Raw genomic sequence first — 14,752 nt, 5'->3', positions numbered from 1 at the left:
GGGAGGATGCCATGACGCTCACCACCCCCGCGGCCCCGGCCGCTGTCGTCGACGCCACCGGGACGCCGCCCCGCCGTCGCCGCGCGGAGAACCGGCTCACCCCCGGTCGCGCTCTCACCTACACCGTGCTCGTCGTGGGCCTGCTGGTGTGGATCCTGCCCTTCGCGTGGATGCTGCTGGGCTCGGTCAAGACGCAGCGGGAGATCCTGCAGCGTCCGCCGACCTGGTGGCCGCAGGAGTTCACGTGGGAGAACTTCGGCGCCTGGTTCGGTCAGCTGAACTTCGGGCAATTCTTCGGCAACAGCATCGTCGTCGCGCTGTTCACCGTCGCCGGCAACCTCGTGTTCTGCTCGATGGTCGGCTACGCCCTGGCGAAGATGAACTTCCCCGGCAAGAAGGCGCTGTTCGTGGTGGTCATGGTGACCCTGATGGTCCCCGGCGTCGTCACCTTCGTGCCCCTGTTCGTCATGGTCTCCTCGCTCGGCCTGGTCGACAGCTATGCGGCGCTGATCCTGCCGTTCGTCACCACTCCGCTGGGCGTGTTCCTGATGCGGCAGTTCATGCTCGGCATCCCGGATCCACTCCTGGAGGCCGCGCGTATCGACGGAGCGGGCGAGCTGCGTATCTTCGCCCGGATCGTCATGCCGCTGTGCGGACCGCCGCTCGCGACCCTCGGCATCCTGACCTTCCTCGCCTCGTGGAACAACTTCCTCTGGCCGCTCGTCGCGGCGCAGACGGAGGCGAAATACACCCTCCCCGTCGCGCTGTCGCTGTATTCGACGGGCCAGAACGCCACCGATTACGGCCTCCTGCTCGCGGGCTCCGTGCTGGTGATCGCGCCCATCATCCTTCTGTTCGTCTTCCTGCAGCGCTACTTCATCCAGGGCATCGCCTCGACCGGTCTGAAGTGAGGCTCGGGCGGGCTCGCGCTGCCGCGACCCGCCCGACGCCGCCCTCGGCCCGACCCCCGCTCTCCGGCCCGGCCCCGCACCGGCGGGCCTCGAAAGGATTCCCCCATGACCTCCGCCCGCTTCCTCACCGCCCCTGACGGGACGCGCTTCCGCGACCTGAACGGCAACGGCGTGATGGACCCGTACGAGAATCCGACGCTCGGCGTCGAGGAGCGCACCGACGACCTCGTCGCGCGCCTCAGCCTCGAAGAGAAGGTCGGCCTGATGTTCCAGACCGTCATCGAGGTCGGCGACGACGGAGAACTGCTCGAAGCGCCCGGCAAGATCTCGAAGTCGCCGACGACCACGGTGGTCGTGCACAAGAACATGAACCACTTCAACGTGCACGCGATCCGCACGGCCCGCCAGGTGGCGACGTGGAACAACAACCTTCAGGCTCTCGCCGAGACGACGCCGCACGGCATCCCGGTCACCATCAGCACCGATCCGCGTCATGCTTTCGTCGAGAACACCGGTGTGGCGTTCTCGGCAGGGCCCTTCTCGCAGTGGCCCGAGGGGCTGGGGCTCGCCGCCCTCGATGACGTCGAGACGGTGCGCGCCTTCGCCGAGGTCGCACGGCGCGAGTACGTCGCCGTCGGCATCCGCGCCGCTCTGCACCCGCAGATCGACCTCGCCACCGAGCCCCGGTGGGGCCGACAGGCGCAGACCCTGGGGCAGGATGCCGCGCGGGTCACCGAATTCACGGCCGCCTATCTCCAGGGGTTCCAGGGTGACCAGCTCGGCCCCGACAGCGTGGCGTGCACGACGAAGCACTTCCCGGGCGGGGGGCCTCAGCTCGGCGGCGAGGACGCGCACTTCCCGTACGGCCGCGAACAGGTCTACCCGGGGGGCATGTTCGACTACCACCTCGAGCCCTTCCGCGAGGCGATCCGACGCGGCACCGCGGGGATGATGCCGTATTACGGGATGCCGGTGGGGCTCGAGGTCGGCGGCGAGCCGATCGAGGAGGTCGGCTTCGGCTACAACCGCCAGATCGTCACGGGCCTGCTGCGCGAGCAGTTGGGATACGACGGTGTCGTGGTCACCGACTGGGAGCTCGTGAACGACAACCACGTCGGCGACCAGGTGCTCCCGGCGCGGGCGTGGGGTGTCGAGCACCTCACCGCCGTCGAGCGCATGGAGAAGATCCTGGATGCCGGCAGTGACCAGTTCGGAGGGGAGGAGTGCGTCGAGATGCTCCTCGACCTCGTGCGTTCGGGTCGTGTGTCGGAGGAGCGGATCGACGCCTCGGTGCGGCGCCTCCTGCGGGTGAAGTTCGCCCTCGGTCTCTTCGACGACCCGTACGTCGACGTCGACGAGGCCGAGCGCCTCGTCGGCAACGCGGACTTCCGAGCACTCGGCGAGCAGGCCCAGGCCCGGTCGCTGACGGTGCTCGTCAACGAGGAGCGCGACGGGGCGCCCGTGCTGCCGTTGCGGCCGGTGTCCGCCGTCTACGTCGAGGGCTTCCGCCCCGACGACGTCGCCGAACTGGGCCGGGTCGTGACGAATCCGGGCGAGGCCGACCTGGCCGTCGTGCGCATCGGCGCGCCCTTCGACCCGCGCGACGACCTCTTCCTGGAGGCGTGGTTCCACCAGGGCTCCCTCGAGTTCGCGCCGGGGCTGGTGTACCGCCTCAACACGATCGCGGCATCCTGTCCGCTCGTGATCGTCGTGAACCTCGACCGCCCCGCGATCCTCACCCCGTTCGTGGGTCACGCCGCCGCGATCGTCGCCGACTACGGCAGCTCCGCGCGCGCCGTCCTCGACGCGCTGACGGGGCGCGTGCTGCCCCGGGGGCGGCTCCCGATCGAGATCCCGCGGTCGATGGATGCCGTGCGCTCGTCGCGCGAGGATGTACCGTCGGACACCGGCGATCCCGTCTTCCCCGTCCACCACGGGCTGGAGCTGCGGACGCTCGCGAGCACGGCGCAGAGGGAGTAGGGCGGTCTGATGGCGGAGGGGCAGTCGGCGCGTCGACCGACCGTGTACGACGTCGCCCAGGAGGCGAACGTCTCAATCGCCTCGGTGTCGTTCGCGTTCCGACGGCCCGACAAGCTCAGCGACGCCACGCGCGAGCGCGTTCTCGACGCGGCCCGGCGGCTGGGGTACGCCCCCAGCGCAGCCGCTCGGGGCCTTGCGCACGGGCGCACGGGAACCCTCGGTCTGCACGCCTTCGACCTTCTGCTCGAACGGGCCGACCCCCTCGCCCAGCCCCTGAGCGGGATGCAGTCGCCGTCGCTGGGCGTCGGGGGAGTCATCCCCTGGGACCAGACGGACGACGACGTGCTCTCCGACCCGCGCGCGTTCCCCCTCTACGTCGACGAGGTGCAGCGCGGGTTCGAGTTGGAGTGCTGGGCGCTGGGTCGTCCGGTGATGCTCAGCAGCGGATCGGATGCCGATGTGTCGGTCGCCGACACCGTCGGGCGCGTCGATGGACTCGCGGTGTTCCCGTCGCCGCAGACGGCGCCCACCCTGGCCCGGCACTCGCTGAGCATTCCGATCGTGCTGTTCAGCGCGTCGCCGGCCGATGATCGCCACCACCGCGTCCGCGTCGACAACGCGCGGGGGATGCGCGCGCTCGTGGCCCACCTCGTCGACGATCACGGAGCGACCGATCTCGCCTTCGTCGGGCGTCTGGAGGCCACGGATGCCGTCGAGCGGCGCGACGCCATGGTCGATGAACTGGAGCTGCGCGGCATCCGCCCCCGCGCCGACCTCGTCGATGCGACGGTGCGCGGCGACGACGAGCTCGTCCCGCAGGTGCGCGCGCTGCTGGCCGAGGGGCGGATGCCGCAGGCCTTCGTCTGCGCGACCGACCAGAACGCGTTCACCCTCCTCGACGTCCTCGCCGCCGAGGGCCTCCGCGTCCCCGACGACGTGATCGTCACCGGCTTCGACGGCACGCTCGGATCGCGGCTGACCTCTCCGCCGCTGACGACCGTCCGGCAGCCGATGGAGGCGATGGGTCGCGCAGCAGCGCGCATCCTCGCCGGCACGGCCGGTGCCGCCCCCGCCGGTGGGGCCTTCGACGTGGTGTTCGAGCCGCGGCTGCTGGTTCGCGGTAGCTGCGGCTGCTGACGGCATCCGCCCGCTCCCGGGTCGGGCGCCTCGCGCGCGCCGTCGGGCGGAGTCCCGGACGACACGCCGACTCGGGATGCCGTACCCGCGGCGTGTCGGAGAGGAACTCCGCAGGACGGTTCCGACTCCCGTATGGAGTCGGGCCGTGCCGTCGGGCGGAGTCCGTTGGTGACACGCCGGTGGGGGATGCCGCGGGGCGGCGTGTCGGGAAAGGACTCCGCGGGACGGTTCCGACTCCCGGGTGGTGGAGTCGGGCCGTGCCGTCGGGCGGAGTCCGTTGGTGACACGCCGGTGGGGGATGCCGCGGGGCGGCGTGTCGGAGAAGAACTCCGCGGGACGGCACGTACCCCCCCTCCGCCGGAGGGCCCCTACCGGCCCTCCTCCGCCAGTCGCAGGGCGGCCCACATCTCCGCGCGCGCGGCGAACGACGACAGGTCGCGGCCGAGGACCCGCTCGGCCTGGGCGATGCGGGCGCGAACGGTGTGGCGATGGATGCCGAGAGCCTGGGCCGTGGCCTCGTGCGAGCAGTCGTGGGCCAGCCACGCGTCGAGCGTGACGAGCAGGGCGGAGCCCTGGGCCCGGTCGTGAGCGTGAAGCGGCGTGAGGGCGCCGACGGCCACGGCGTGGGCGGCCTCGGAGCCGAGGGCGGCGAGCAGCCCCGCGCGGGCCGTGTCGGTGAAGTCGGCGACGCCCGGGGTTCCGAGACGGTCGCGAGCCGTGCGTGCCTGGGTGAGGGCGCGCGCGAACTCGTCGTAACCGGTCGGGGCCGAGCACCCCACGACCATTTCGAAGCGTTCGGCGATCGCCTCCAGCGGCGACCGCGCCGACGCGGGCACCACCAGCACGACCCCGTCGTCGCCGCGACCGAAGAACAGCTCGCCGCGCTGCTCGTGCGCGCGAGTCTCGAGCCACTCGGTCAGCGCGGTCGACCGGAGAGCCGAGGGCGGCGTCAGTGCCACCACGACCGGAGCCGTCGGCAGCGGGCCGAACAGATCGCGTGCCGAGCGGCGGGCGAGGGTCGGGTCGCCGGTCGTCAGGGACTGCACGAGACCCGCGCGGAAGGTGCCGATGGCCCGACCCAGGCCGTCCTGCTGCTCGAGCGCGAGGGCGGCCATGGCGACGACGGCGGTCACGACGCTCCGGGCCTCGTGGTCGAGATCGGAGGCTTCGATGGCCAGCGCGCCGCGCAGGTGCCCGCCACGTCCCAACGTCTGCACGCTCACGGCGCGACCGCCGGCGTCGAGCGATCCCGCGGCGCGCGTGCCGCGGCGCAGCATCGTCGTGACCTCCGCGGCGAGGGCGTCGGCGGCGGCGGCGGGCAGGGCGCCCGCGGGGAAGGCGGTGCGCAGCGCTCCCGCCGCGTCGTACAGCCCCACCCAGCAGTCGAGCTGTCGCGAGAGCTCGGCGAGCGTGGCCGAGAGACCGTCGGGGCGCAGCGCGGCGAGCGACACCGCGCGTTGGGCGGCGAGCGACCAGCTGCGACGCGCGTACGCGTCGGCGGCGATCGCCTCGGCACCCGCCCGCGCCACGGCGATGAAGGGCGTGCGGTACGGCACCTCGAACAGCGGCATCCCGGCCCGTCGGCACGCATCGACGAGGGGAGCGGGGATGCCGTCGCGCACGACCTCCGTGCCGAAGCCCAGGCCCTGCACGCCGCGCGCGATCAGACGGCCGACGTAGGCGTCGTAGTCGGCGGCGGTGGCCTCGCCGAACTGGGTGCCGGTGGTCAGCAGCACGAGACCCTCGCTGAGGAAGGGCGTCGGATCGGCGAGGTCGCTCGAGTGCACCCATCGCACGGGGCGATCCAGGATGCCGGGAGCCAGGTCGTCGTCGGCCACGAGCCGCAGGTGCAGGTCGCGGCGGGACAGGAGCGCGCGCAGGCTGGGCGGGGCGGGGGTGGTGTCGGCCATGACAGCTCCTGTACGACTCGTATACGACGGCGCCTGCGACTGTACAGGCAGGAGAGTGCGGCTCGCGGCGCGGCGTCCGTAGCATCACCGCCATGAGCCTCGACACCCTTCCCCTCGTCGGCGGTCCGTCCCTCGCCCAGGAGCGCCGCATCGTCACCGCCATCCCCGGCCCGCGTTCGCAGGAGCTGCTGGAGCGAAAGGCCGCCGCCGTGGCATCCGGTGTCGGTCACACCGTCCCGATCCAGGCGGTCGCCGCCGGAGGGGGAGTGGTCGTCGACGCCGACGGCAACTCGCTCATCGACCTCGGCTCGGGCATCGCCGTGACCAGCGTCGGCAACGCCCACCCCGCGGTCGTGAAGGCCGTGCAGGAGCAGGTCGCCGCCTTCACCCACACCTGCTTCATGATCTCGCCGTACGATTCCTACGTGTCGGTGGCCGAGGCCCTCAACCGCCTCACTCCGGGCGATCACGCCAAGAAGAGCGCGCTGTTCAACTCGGGCGCCGAGGCGGTCGAGAACGCCGTCAAGATCGCGCGCAAGTACACCAAGCGCCAAGCGGTCGTCGCGTTCGACCACGGCTACCACGGCCGTACCAACCTGACCATGGCGCTGACGGCGAAGAACATGCCGTACAAGAGCGGCTTCGGGCCGTTCGCGGCCGAGGTCTACCGCGCTCCGCTGTCGTACCCCTTCCGCGACGGTCTGACCGGTCCCGAGGCCGCGGCCAAGGCGATCGCGGTCATCGAGAAGCAGGTCGGAGCCGAGAACCTCGCCGCCGTCATCATCGAGCCCATCCAGGGCGAGGGCGGCTTCATCGTCCCCGCCGACGGCTTCCTCAACGCGATCGTCGACTGGTGCCGCGACAACGGCGTGGTCTTCATCGCCGACGAGGTGCAGTCGGGCTTCGCCCGCACCGGCGCGATGTTCGCCAGCGAGCACTTCGGCATCGTCCCCGACCTCGTCACCACCGCCAAGGGCATCGCGGGCGGCCTCCCGCTCGCGGCCGTCACCGGCCGTGCCGAGATCATGGATGCCACCCACACGGGCGGTCTGGGCGGCACCTACGGCGGAAACCCGATCGCGTGCGCCGCGGCTCTGGCATCCATCGACGCCTTCGAGAACGAGGGGTTCGTGGAGCGCGCCCGCGAGATCGGCGACGTGCTGAAGGGGCGCCTGCACGCCCTGCAGCAGAGCGACCCGCGCATCGGCGACGTCCGCGGCCACGGCGCGATGATCGCCGCCGAGTTCGTCGACCCGACCACGGGAGCGCCCGACGCCGCCCTCACTTCCGCGGTGGCCAAGGCCGCCATCGCCGAGGGCGTGATCGTGCTCACGTGCGGCACGTACGGCAACGTCATCCGATTCCTCCCGCCGCTGTCGATCGGCGACGACCTGCTGAACGAGGGCCTCGACGTCGTCGCGGCCGCTCTCGCCCGCAGCTGACATGCGTCCCGGCGGCGGCGTCGACCCGAACTCCGCCGCCGTCGGGGCCACCCACGAAGACGTGAACGACACAACGAAGGAAGTGCCCATGGACGACATCACCCGTGACGTGGTCGTGATCGGGGCCGGCGCCGCCGGTCTCACCGCGGCCAACGACCTGCGCAAGGCCGGCCTGTCGGTCGCCGTCCTGGAGGCCCGCGATCGCGTGGGCGGACGCCTGTGGACCGACGTCATCGACGGCGCGATGCTCGAGCTCGGCGGTCAGTGGGTCTCTCCCGACCAGACCGCGCTCATCGACACCGTGGCAGACCTCGGCCTGTCCACCTACAGCCGCTACCGCGAGGGCGACAGCGTGTACGTCGGCCCCGACGGCGAGGCGAAGCGCTTCACGGGGGAGATGTTCCCCGTCGCACCCGAGACCGAGAAGGTCATCGACGAGATCACCGCACGCTTGGATGCCATGGTCGCCGAGATCGACCCCGACAAGCCGTGGGAGCACCCCCGCGCCGCCGAGTGGGACAAGATCTCGTGGGACGCCTGGCTGCGTCAGCAGACCGACGACGACGAGGCCGTGCGCAACCTCGCGTTCGCGACGGGCTCCGCGATGCTCACCAAGCCCACGCACACGTTCTCGCTCCTGCAGTCGCTGCTCATGGCGGCATCCGCGGGCTCGTACTCCCACCTCGTCGACGCCGACTTCATCCTCGACAAGCGCGTCACGGGGGGACTCCAGCAGGTGCCCGAGCTGCTCGCCGAGCGTCTGGGCGACGACGTCCTGCTGAATCAGCCGGTGCGCCGCATCGTCTGGGGCGACGCCTCCGTCGCACCCGAGCGCGTCGCGAACGCGGCGACGGGTCAGCGGGTCGACGATCTGCGCGCCCTGACCGCTCGCGTCGAGGCGGCGACCGCCTCCTCCACGGGCGTCACCGTGATCGCCGACGGCGTGACCGTGCGCGCGCGCTTCGCGATCCTCGCCCTCGCCCCCGTGCTCTACTCGCGCATCTCGTTCGAGCCGCCGATGCCGCGCCTGCAGCACCAGATGCACCAGCACATCTCGATGGGCTTCGTGATCAAGGTGCACGCCGTCTACGAGACGCCGTTCTGGCGGGAGAAGGGCCTGTCGGGCACCGCGTTCAGCCCCTACGAGCTGTGCCACGAGGCGTACGACAACACCAACCACGGCGACGAGCGCGGCACCCTGGTGGGCTTCGTGTCCGACCAGAACGCCGACGACCTGTTCCGCCTCAGCGCCGAGGAGCGCAAGGAGCGCATCCTCGAGTCGCTCTCGCACTACTACGGTCCCGAGGCGAAGAACCCGGTCGTCTACTACGAGAGCGACTGGGGCACCGAGGAGTGGACCCGCGGGGCGTACGCCGCGAGCTTCGACCTGGGCGGGCTCCACCGCTACGGCGCCGATCAGCGTCAGCCCGTCGGGCCGATCCACCTCGCGTGCAGCGACATGGCCGGCGCCGGGTACCAGCACGTCGACGGCGCAATCCGTCAGGGCCACCGCGCCGCCGACGAGATCCTCGAACGGACGCGCGGATGACCGGCGACCGCGTCGTCGTCGGGTACACCGCGACCGACGCCGGCGCGGATGCGCTCGCCCTCGGCGCGCGTCTCGGGGCGGCGCTCGGCGCTCCCGTGCACGCGGTGGTCGTGCTGCCCTCGCCCGAGAACAACGTCTCGATCCCCTCCGCCGCGAGCTACGACCGCCTCGTCGCCGACACCGCCCGCGGCTGGCTCCGCGACGCCCTCGCGCGACTCGGCGACCCGTCCCGCATCCGGGGTCACGTCCGCTACGCGCAGGCCGTGTCGGACGGGCTCGTCGCGGCGGCGGAGGAGTTCGACGCCGGGGTAATCGTCGTGGGGACCGGCGCCGGTGGGCCCCGCGGTCGTCACCGCCTGGGCACCACCGCCGAGGAGCTCGTCCACTCCGCGCCCGTCCCGGTCGCGCTGGCGCCCGAGGGGGCGCGGAAGATCGATCCGGCCGCGGGGCTGCCGCGCATCACCGCCGCCATCGGCACCCGACCGGGGGCCCAGACGCTGCTCGACACCGCGATCGGCGTCGCGCGGCGCTCCCACGCGCCGCTGCGGCTGCTCTCTCTCGCGGGCGTCGACCTCCCGGACCGCGTCGACGCGGGCCTGACGCGACTGACCGGCCAGACCCACGCCGCGGGCGTCCTCGACACCGTGCGCGCCTCCCTTCCCGACGAGATCGCGGCCGAGGCCGTCGTCGGCACCGGCGACGACATCGAAGACGCCGTCTCGCGCCTCGAGTGGCAGCCGGGCGAGATCGCCCTCGTCGGCTCCAGTCGCCTCGCCCAGCCGCGGCGTCTGTTCCTCGGCTCCACCGCGGGCCGCATCCTGCGCGCCCTGCCCGTCCCCATGATCGTGGTGCCCCGCACCTCGGAGGCCTCCTCATGACCAGCCCTCGCAACGACGCGAGCCCCGCACCCGACGCCGCCGTCACCACCGGCATCTCGAACAAGGGCCTGCGCGTCGGCTCGATCGGCATGATCGGCGCCGTCGTCATCGGCATCTCGACCATCGCCCCGGCGTACACGCTCACCGGCGCCCTCGGCCCCACCGTCTCGGCGGTGGGCTTCCAGGTGCCGGCGATCATCCTCGTCGGCTTCATCCCGATGCTCCTGGTGGCGCTCGGCTACCGTGAGCTGAACTCCCGGATGCCGGATGCCGGCACCTCGTTCACCTGGGCGGCTCGCGCCTTCGGGCCCTGGGTCGGCTGGATGGCCGGGTGGGGGCTGGTGGCAGCGACCGTCATCGTGCTGTCGAACCTCGCCGGCATCGCGGTGGACTTCCTGTTCCTGCTCATCGCCCAGATCTCCGGCAACCCGGACATCGCCGAGATCACGCGGATCGTGCCCGTCAACGTCGCCGTGTGCCTGCTCTTCATGCTGCTGGCCACGATCGTGTCGTACCGCGACCTGCAGACCACGCAGCGTCTGCAGTACGGCCTGGTCGGGTTCCAGATCCTCGTGCTGCTCGTGTTCGCGGGCGCGGCCGTCATCGAGATGATGAACGGCAACGCCTTCGATGCGAGCCCCGTCCAGGCGTCGTGGTTCAACCCGTTCGAGGTCGACTCCTTCAGCGCGTTCGCGGCCGGACTCTCGCTGTCGATCTTCATCTTCTGGGGGTGGGACGTCATCCTCACGATGAACGAGGAGACCAAGGACCCCGACAAGACGCCCGGGCGCGCGGCCACCGTCACCGTGTTCCTGATCGTCGCCCTGTACCTGTTCATCGCCGTCGCCCTGCTGATGTTCGCCGGCAACGGCACGGGGGAGCTGGGGCTGGGCAACGAGGACATCCAGGAGAACGTGTTCTTCCACCTCTCCGGCCCGATCCTCGGGCCCCTGGCCTTCCTCGTCTCGCTCGCCGTGTTGACCAGTTCGGCATCCTCGTTGCAGGCCACGTTCGTCGGTCCCGCGCGCACGCTGCTCGCGATGGCCCACTACGACGCCCTGCCCCGGAAGTTCGCGAAGGTCAGCCCGCGCTTCTTCACCCCGGGGTACGCCACGATCGTGTCGGCGATCGTCGCATCGGCCTTCTACGCGATCATGCGCGTGCTGAGCGAGAACGTGCTGACCGACACCATCACGGCGCTCGGGGCGATGATCTGCTTCTACTACGGCCTGACCGCGTTCGCCTGCGTCTGGTACTTCCGCAAGCAGTGGTTCGACTCGGTGCGCAACGTCTTCCTCACCCTCCTCGCGCCGCTGGTGGGTGGCGTCATCCTGGCCGTGCTGTTCGTGACGACCCTCATCGACAGCGCGAACCCCGACTACGGATCCGGTTCGCAGATCGGGGGAGTGGGTCTGGTGTTCGTCATCACGGTCGTGATCATCGTCGTCGGCATCGTGCTGATGATCGCGCAGCGCATCGCGAGCCCCGCCTTCTTCCGCGGTGAGACCCTGGGACGGGAAGCGCCCGCCAGCGCCCGCCGCCGCCGCGCGGTCTGACCGCACCAGCTGACAACGAAACGAAAAGGAGCATCATGAGCGACTACGCCGTCGTCAATCCCGCCACCGGCGAGACCCTCGCCGAGTACGACACCCTGACCGACGCCGGGGTGGAGAGCGCGATCGCCTCCGCTCACGACGGGTACCGCGTGTGGTCGCGCACCGCGCCCGCCGACCGCGCCGCCGCGATCCGGCGCGTAGCCGAGCTGCACCGCGAACGCCGCGAGGAGCTCGCGGCGATCATCGTGCGCGAGATGGGCAAGCCGCTGGAGGCGGCCCTCGGCGAGGTCGACTTCGCCGCCGACATCACCGAGTACTACGCCGACAACATCGACAAGATCACCGGCGACACCCCGCTCGACATCCTCGGCGAAGGCACCGCGGTCATCCGCCGCTCGCCGCTGGGCGTGCTGCTGGGCATCATGCCGTGGAACTTCCCGTACTACCAGGTCGCGCGATTCGCCGCCCCGAACCTCGCGGTCGGCAACACGATCCTGCTCAAGCACGCACCCCAGTGCCCCGAGTCGGCCGAGGCGCTGCAGGCGATCTACCGCGATGCGGGACTTCCCGACGGCGCCTACGTCAACATCCGCGCCACCAACGACCAGGCGGCGACCATCATCGCCGACCGCCGCGTGCAGGGCGTGTCGGTGACCGGCTCCGAGCGCGCCGGTGCCGCGGTCGCCGAGATCGCCGGCCGCAACCTCAAGAAGGTCGCCCTCGAGCTCGGCGGGTCCGACCCGTTCATCCTGCTGTCGACCGACGACCTGGATGCCGCGGTGCAGGCCGCCGTCGACGCGCGCCTCGACAACAACGGCCAGTCGTGCAACGCCGCGAAGCGCTTCATCGTCGCGGACGACCTCTACGACGGCTTCCTGTCGAAGTTCACCGCCGCGCTCGGCGAGGCGAAGGTCGGCGACCCCTTCGCCGATGACACGGTGCTCGGTCCACTGTCCTCGCTCACCGCGGCCGAGCGCCTCGACGAGCAGGTGCAGCGCGCGGTCGCGCAGGGCGCCACCGTCGAGGTCGGCGGCAGGCGCGACGGCGCCTTCTACCCCGGCACGGTGCTCACCGGCGTCACGAAGGACATGGACGCGTACGGCGAGGAGTTCTTCGGCCCCGTCGGCACGGTCTACCGCGTCTCGAGCGAAGACGAGGCCGTCGAGCTCGCCAACGACACCGGCTACGGACTGGGGTCCTACGTCTTCACGACGGATGCCGAGCAGGCCCAGCGCATCGCCGACAAGATCGAGGCCGGAATGGTCTACGTCAACGTCGTGCTCGCCGACTCTCCCGAACTGCCGTTCGGCGGCGTGAAGCGCAGCGGCACCTCGCGCGAGATGGGACTGCTCGCCGCGGACGAGTTCGTGAACAAGAAGCTCATCCGCACGATCTGATCGATGCCTCGTCCCCCGGTCCGGTTCGCCAGGCCGGGGGACATGGCATAGACTGGGGAGTGCAGTCGAAATCTGCATTCTTTCGCTGTGCCCTCGGGTACGCGGCATCCCTCCCCGAGGAATTCCAGGCGGAAGCGCGCCGGTTTCGCATCCTGGATCCCTCGGGATCTTAGGGCGGTAGCTCAATTGGCAGAGCAGCGGTCTCCAAAACCGCAGGTTGCAGGTTCGATTCCTGTCCGCCCTGCGCACAGCGCACGCTGGCACAGACAGAGACCTAGGTGGTTCGATGACGCAGGACGAGGCGAAGGGCGAGGTCGTCGCAGACCGCGGCGCGCCCCGCGAGAAGAAGCTCAACTTCTTCGCGCGGATCGCCCTCTTCATTCGTCAGGTCTTCGCGGAACTGCGCAAGGTCGTCACCCCCACGCGGCAGGAACTGATCAAGTTCACCGCCGTCGTCCTCGGGTTCGTCGTCGTGATGATGGCGATCGTCTACGGCCTCGACGTGTTGTTCGTGTGGATCACCACCGCCGTCTTCGGCGTCCCCGGTACCGCCGGCGCCTGACCGGCGTCTGGGCGGACGCGCGGCGCCAAGAGCGGCCGCCTCTGAACGGAAGAGATCACAGTGTCTGAAAGATATGTCGACGACGCCGACTGGGCCACGGCCGCGGAGCAGTCCAGCGAGGACGACGAGGCCCAGGAGGGCAACGTTCTCGAGTCCCAGGAGCGCGCCTCCGACTCGGCCGAGCACACCGCGGTCCACATCGTCGACGACGAGACCGACACCGACGACGCCGATCTCGGCGACATCGACATCACCGACCCGGAGGCGGACGCGATCGTGAACGACGCTCTCGAGATCGACGAGACCAGCGAGGCCGAGGCCGCAGCCGAGGTGCTCACCGATTCCCTGGCCGAGGAGCAGGCCGAAGAGGCCGCCGAGGCCGCCGACGAGGTCACCCCCTACGACGGTCCCGACGTCAACGGCGAGCCCGACGCGCCGGTGCTCGACGAGGACTTCGTCGACGAGGTCAACGCGGCCGCCGGTGTGGTCGACGAGGCCGAGGCGTCCGAGTCGCCCGCCGACGCCGCGGAGGCGCCGGAAGACGCCGACTCCGCCGACGACGAAGACGCCGACCCCTACGACGCGTTCCGCGCCGAGCTGCGCTCGCTCCCGGGCAAGTGGTACGTCATCCACTCCTACGCCGGCTTCGAGCGCAAGGTGAAGGCCAACATCGAGCAGCGCAAGTCGACGCTCGAGGTCGAGGACGACATCTACCAGGTCGAGGTCCCGATGGAGGACGTCGTCGAGATCAAGAACGGCCAGCGCAAGATGGTCAACCGCGTGCGCATCCCCGGCTACGTGCTGGTGCGCATGGACCTCAACGAAGACACCTGGTCGGTCGTGCGTCACACCCCCGGTGTCACCGGCTTCGTGGGCAACGCCCACAACCCGACCCCGCTGCGCTTCGAGGAGGCCTTCACCATGCTGAAGAGCCTGGTCGAGGTGAAGGAGTCCGCTCCCGCCAAGGCCGGAGCGGCCAAGGGCGCCCCGACCGCTCAGCGCGTCATCCCCGCCGAGGTCGACTTCGAGGCCGGCGAGACGATCACGATCAAGGAGGGCTCGTTCGCGGGTCTTCCCGGCACGATCAGCGAGATCAAGCCCGAGAGCGGCAAGCTCACGGTCCTCGTCTCGCTCTTCGAGCGCGAGACCCCGGTCGAGCTGTCGTTCGACCAGGTCACCAAGATGGTCTGACGCCCCGCGCGTCCCGCGAACGCCCCGCCCGGCCCCGGCCGCGCGGGGCGTTCGCCGTTCCGCGCCGCGATCTCGCGCCGATAAACGCCGTTTGTGCCCAGACACGCGGCACCGGACCGTGTCTCAGCGCGAACGGCGTTTATCGCCGCCCGCCGCGCCGCGCCCCGCCACACCCCGCCGCGCCGCACCGGCTCACCGCGCCCGCCGCACCGGCCCGCAGCCCGACGCCCCCCCGCGCC

The 14,752-nt window shown here is 70.9% G+C and carries 11 protein-coding genes and 1 tRNA gene; 11 read left to right on the top strand and 1 reads right to left on the bottom strand.

The window, feature by feature from the left end; all coding sequences use genetic code 11:
* The first annotated feature begins 11 nt into the window (after positions 1-11).
* The 3 genes from RWH44_RS13535 to RWH44_RS13525 all read left to right on the top strand — a co-directional run bounded on the left by RWH44_RS13535 (position 12) and on the right by RWH44_RS13525 (position 4,028).
* Complete coding sequence (locus RWH44_RS13535) at positions 12-911, top strand: carbohydrate ABC transporter permease (RefSeq protein ID WP_316004980.1); 900 nt, start codon at positions 12-14, stop codon at positions 909-911.
* A 105-nt stretch (positions 912-1,016) separates the two neighbouring features.
* On the top strand, positions 1,017-2,891 hold the full coding sequence (locus RWH44_RS13530; protein WP_316004979.1) for a glycoside hydrolase family 3 protein: 1,875 nt from the start codon (positions 1,017-1,019) through the stop codon (positions 2,889-2,891).
* Between the two features lie 9 nt (positions 2,892-2,900).
* On the top strand, positions 2,901-4,028 hold the full coding sequence (locus RWH44_RS13525) for a LacI family DNA-binding transcriptional regulator (RefSeq protein ID WP_316004978.1): 1,128 nt from the start codon (positions 2,901-2,903) through the stop codon (positions 4,026-4,028).
* Between the two features lie 368 nt (positions 4,029-4,396).
* Here the strand turns inward: RWH44_RS13525 and RWH44_RS13520 are convergent, their stop codons facing one another.
* The gene (locus RWH44_RS13520) at positions 4,397-5,938 is read right to left on the bottom strand and encodes a PucR family transcriptional regulator (RefSeq protein WP_316004977.1); all 1,542 of its coding nucleotides are present in this window, start codon (positions 5,936-5,938) and stop codon (positions 4,397-4,399) included.
* Positions 5,939-6,030: 92 nt separating this feature from the next.
* Between RWH44_RS13520 and gabT the strand changes: the two genes are divergently transcribed.
* From gabT to nusG, 8 genes are all read left to right on the top strand, one after another.
* Positions 6,031-7,380 carry a 4-aminobutyrate--2-oxoglutarate transaminase gene (gabT, locus tag RWH44_RS13515; protein WP_298873792.1) on the top strand — a complete coding sequence of 450 codons (1,350 nt, stop codon included), beginning with the start codon at positions 6,031-6,033 and terminating at the stop codon, positions 7,378-7,380.
* 88 nt (positions 7,381-7,468) lie between these two features.
* Positions 7,469-8,929 (top strand): flavin monoamine oxidase family protein, encoded by a 1,461-nt coding sequence (locus tag RWH44_RS13510; RefSeq protein WP_316004976.1) that lies wholly within the window; start codon positions 7,469-7,471, stop codon positions 8,927-8,929.
* The gene (locus RWH44_RS13505) at positions 8,926-9,807 is read left to right on the top strand and encodes a universal stress protein (RefSeq protein WP_316004975.1); all 882 of its coding nucleotides are present in this window, start codon (positions 8,926-8,928) and stop codon (positions 9,805-9,807) included. The genes RWH44_RS13510 and RWH44_RS13505 overlap by 4 nt, the downstream gene beginning before the upstream one ends.
* Complete coding sequence (locus tag RWH44_RS13500) at positions 9,804-11,363, top strand: APC family permease (protein WP_316004974.1); 1,560 nt, start codon at positions 9,804-9,806, stop codon at positions 11,361-11,363. Before RWH44_RS13505 ends, RWH44_RS13500 begins: the two co-directional genes overlap by 4 nt.
* A 35-nt stretch (positions 11,364-11,398) precedes the next feature.
* The gene (locus RWH44_RS13495) at positions 11,399-12,760 is read left to right on the top strand and encodes an NAD-dependent succinate-semialdehyde dehydrogenase (RefSeq protein ID WP_316004973.1); all 1,362 of its coding nucleotides are present in this window, start codon (positions 11,399-11,401) and stop codon (positions 12,758-12,760) included.
* A gap of 171 nt (positions 12,761-12,931) precedes the next feature.
* A tRNA-Trp gene (locus RWH44_RS13490) sits at positions 12,932-13,004 on the top strand.
* A gap of 42 nt (positions 13,005-13,046) precedes the next feature.
* Positions 13,047-13,322 carry a preprotein translocase subunit SecE gene (gene secE / locus RWH44_RS13485; protein ID WP_298873780.1) on the top strand — a complete coding sequence of 92 codons (276 nt, stop codon included), beginning with the start codon at positions 13,047-13,049 and terminating at the stop codon, positions 13,320-13,322.
* 60 nt (positions 13,323-13,382) lie between these two features.
* Positions 13,383-14,513: a transcription termination/antitermination protein NusG gene (gene nusG / locus RWH44_RS13480; RefSeq protein WP_316004972.1), complete on the top strand. Its 1,131-nt coding sequence runs from the start codon at positions 13,383-13,385 to the stop codon at positions 14,511-14,513.
* Positions 14,514-14,752: the final 239 nt, after the last annotated feature.

The organism is Microbacterium phycohabitans, from assembly GCF_032464935.1.
GTDB classification, from domain to species: domain Bacteria; phylum Actinomycetota; class Actinomycetes; order Actinomycetales; family Microbacteriaceae; genus Microbacterium; species Microbacterium phycohabitans.
The sequence above is the reverse complement of the archived record's forward strand: the minus strand, read 5'-3'. Positions and strand labels throughout refer to the sequence as shown.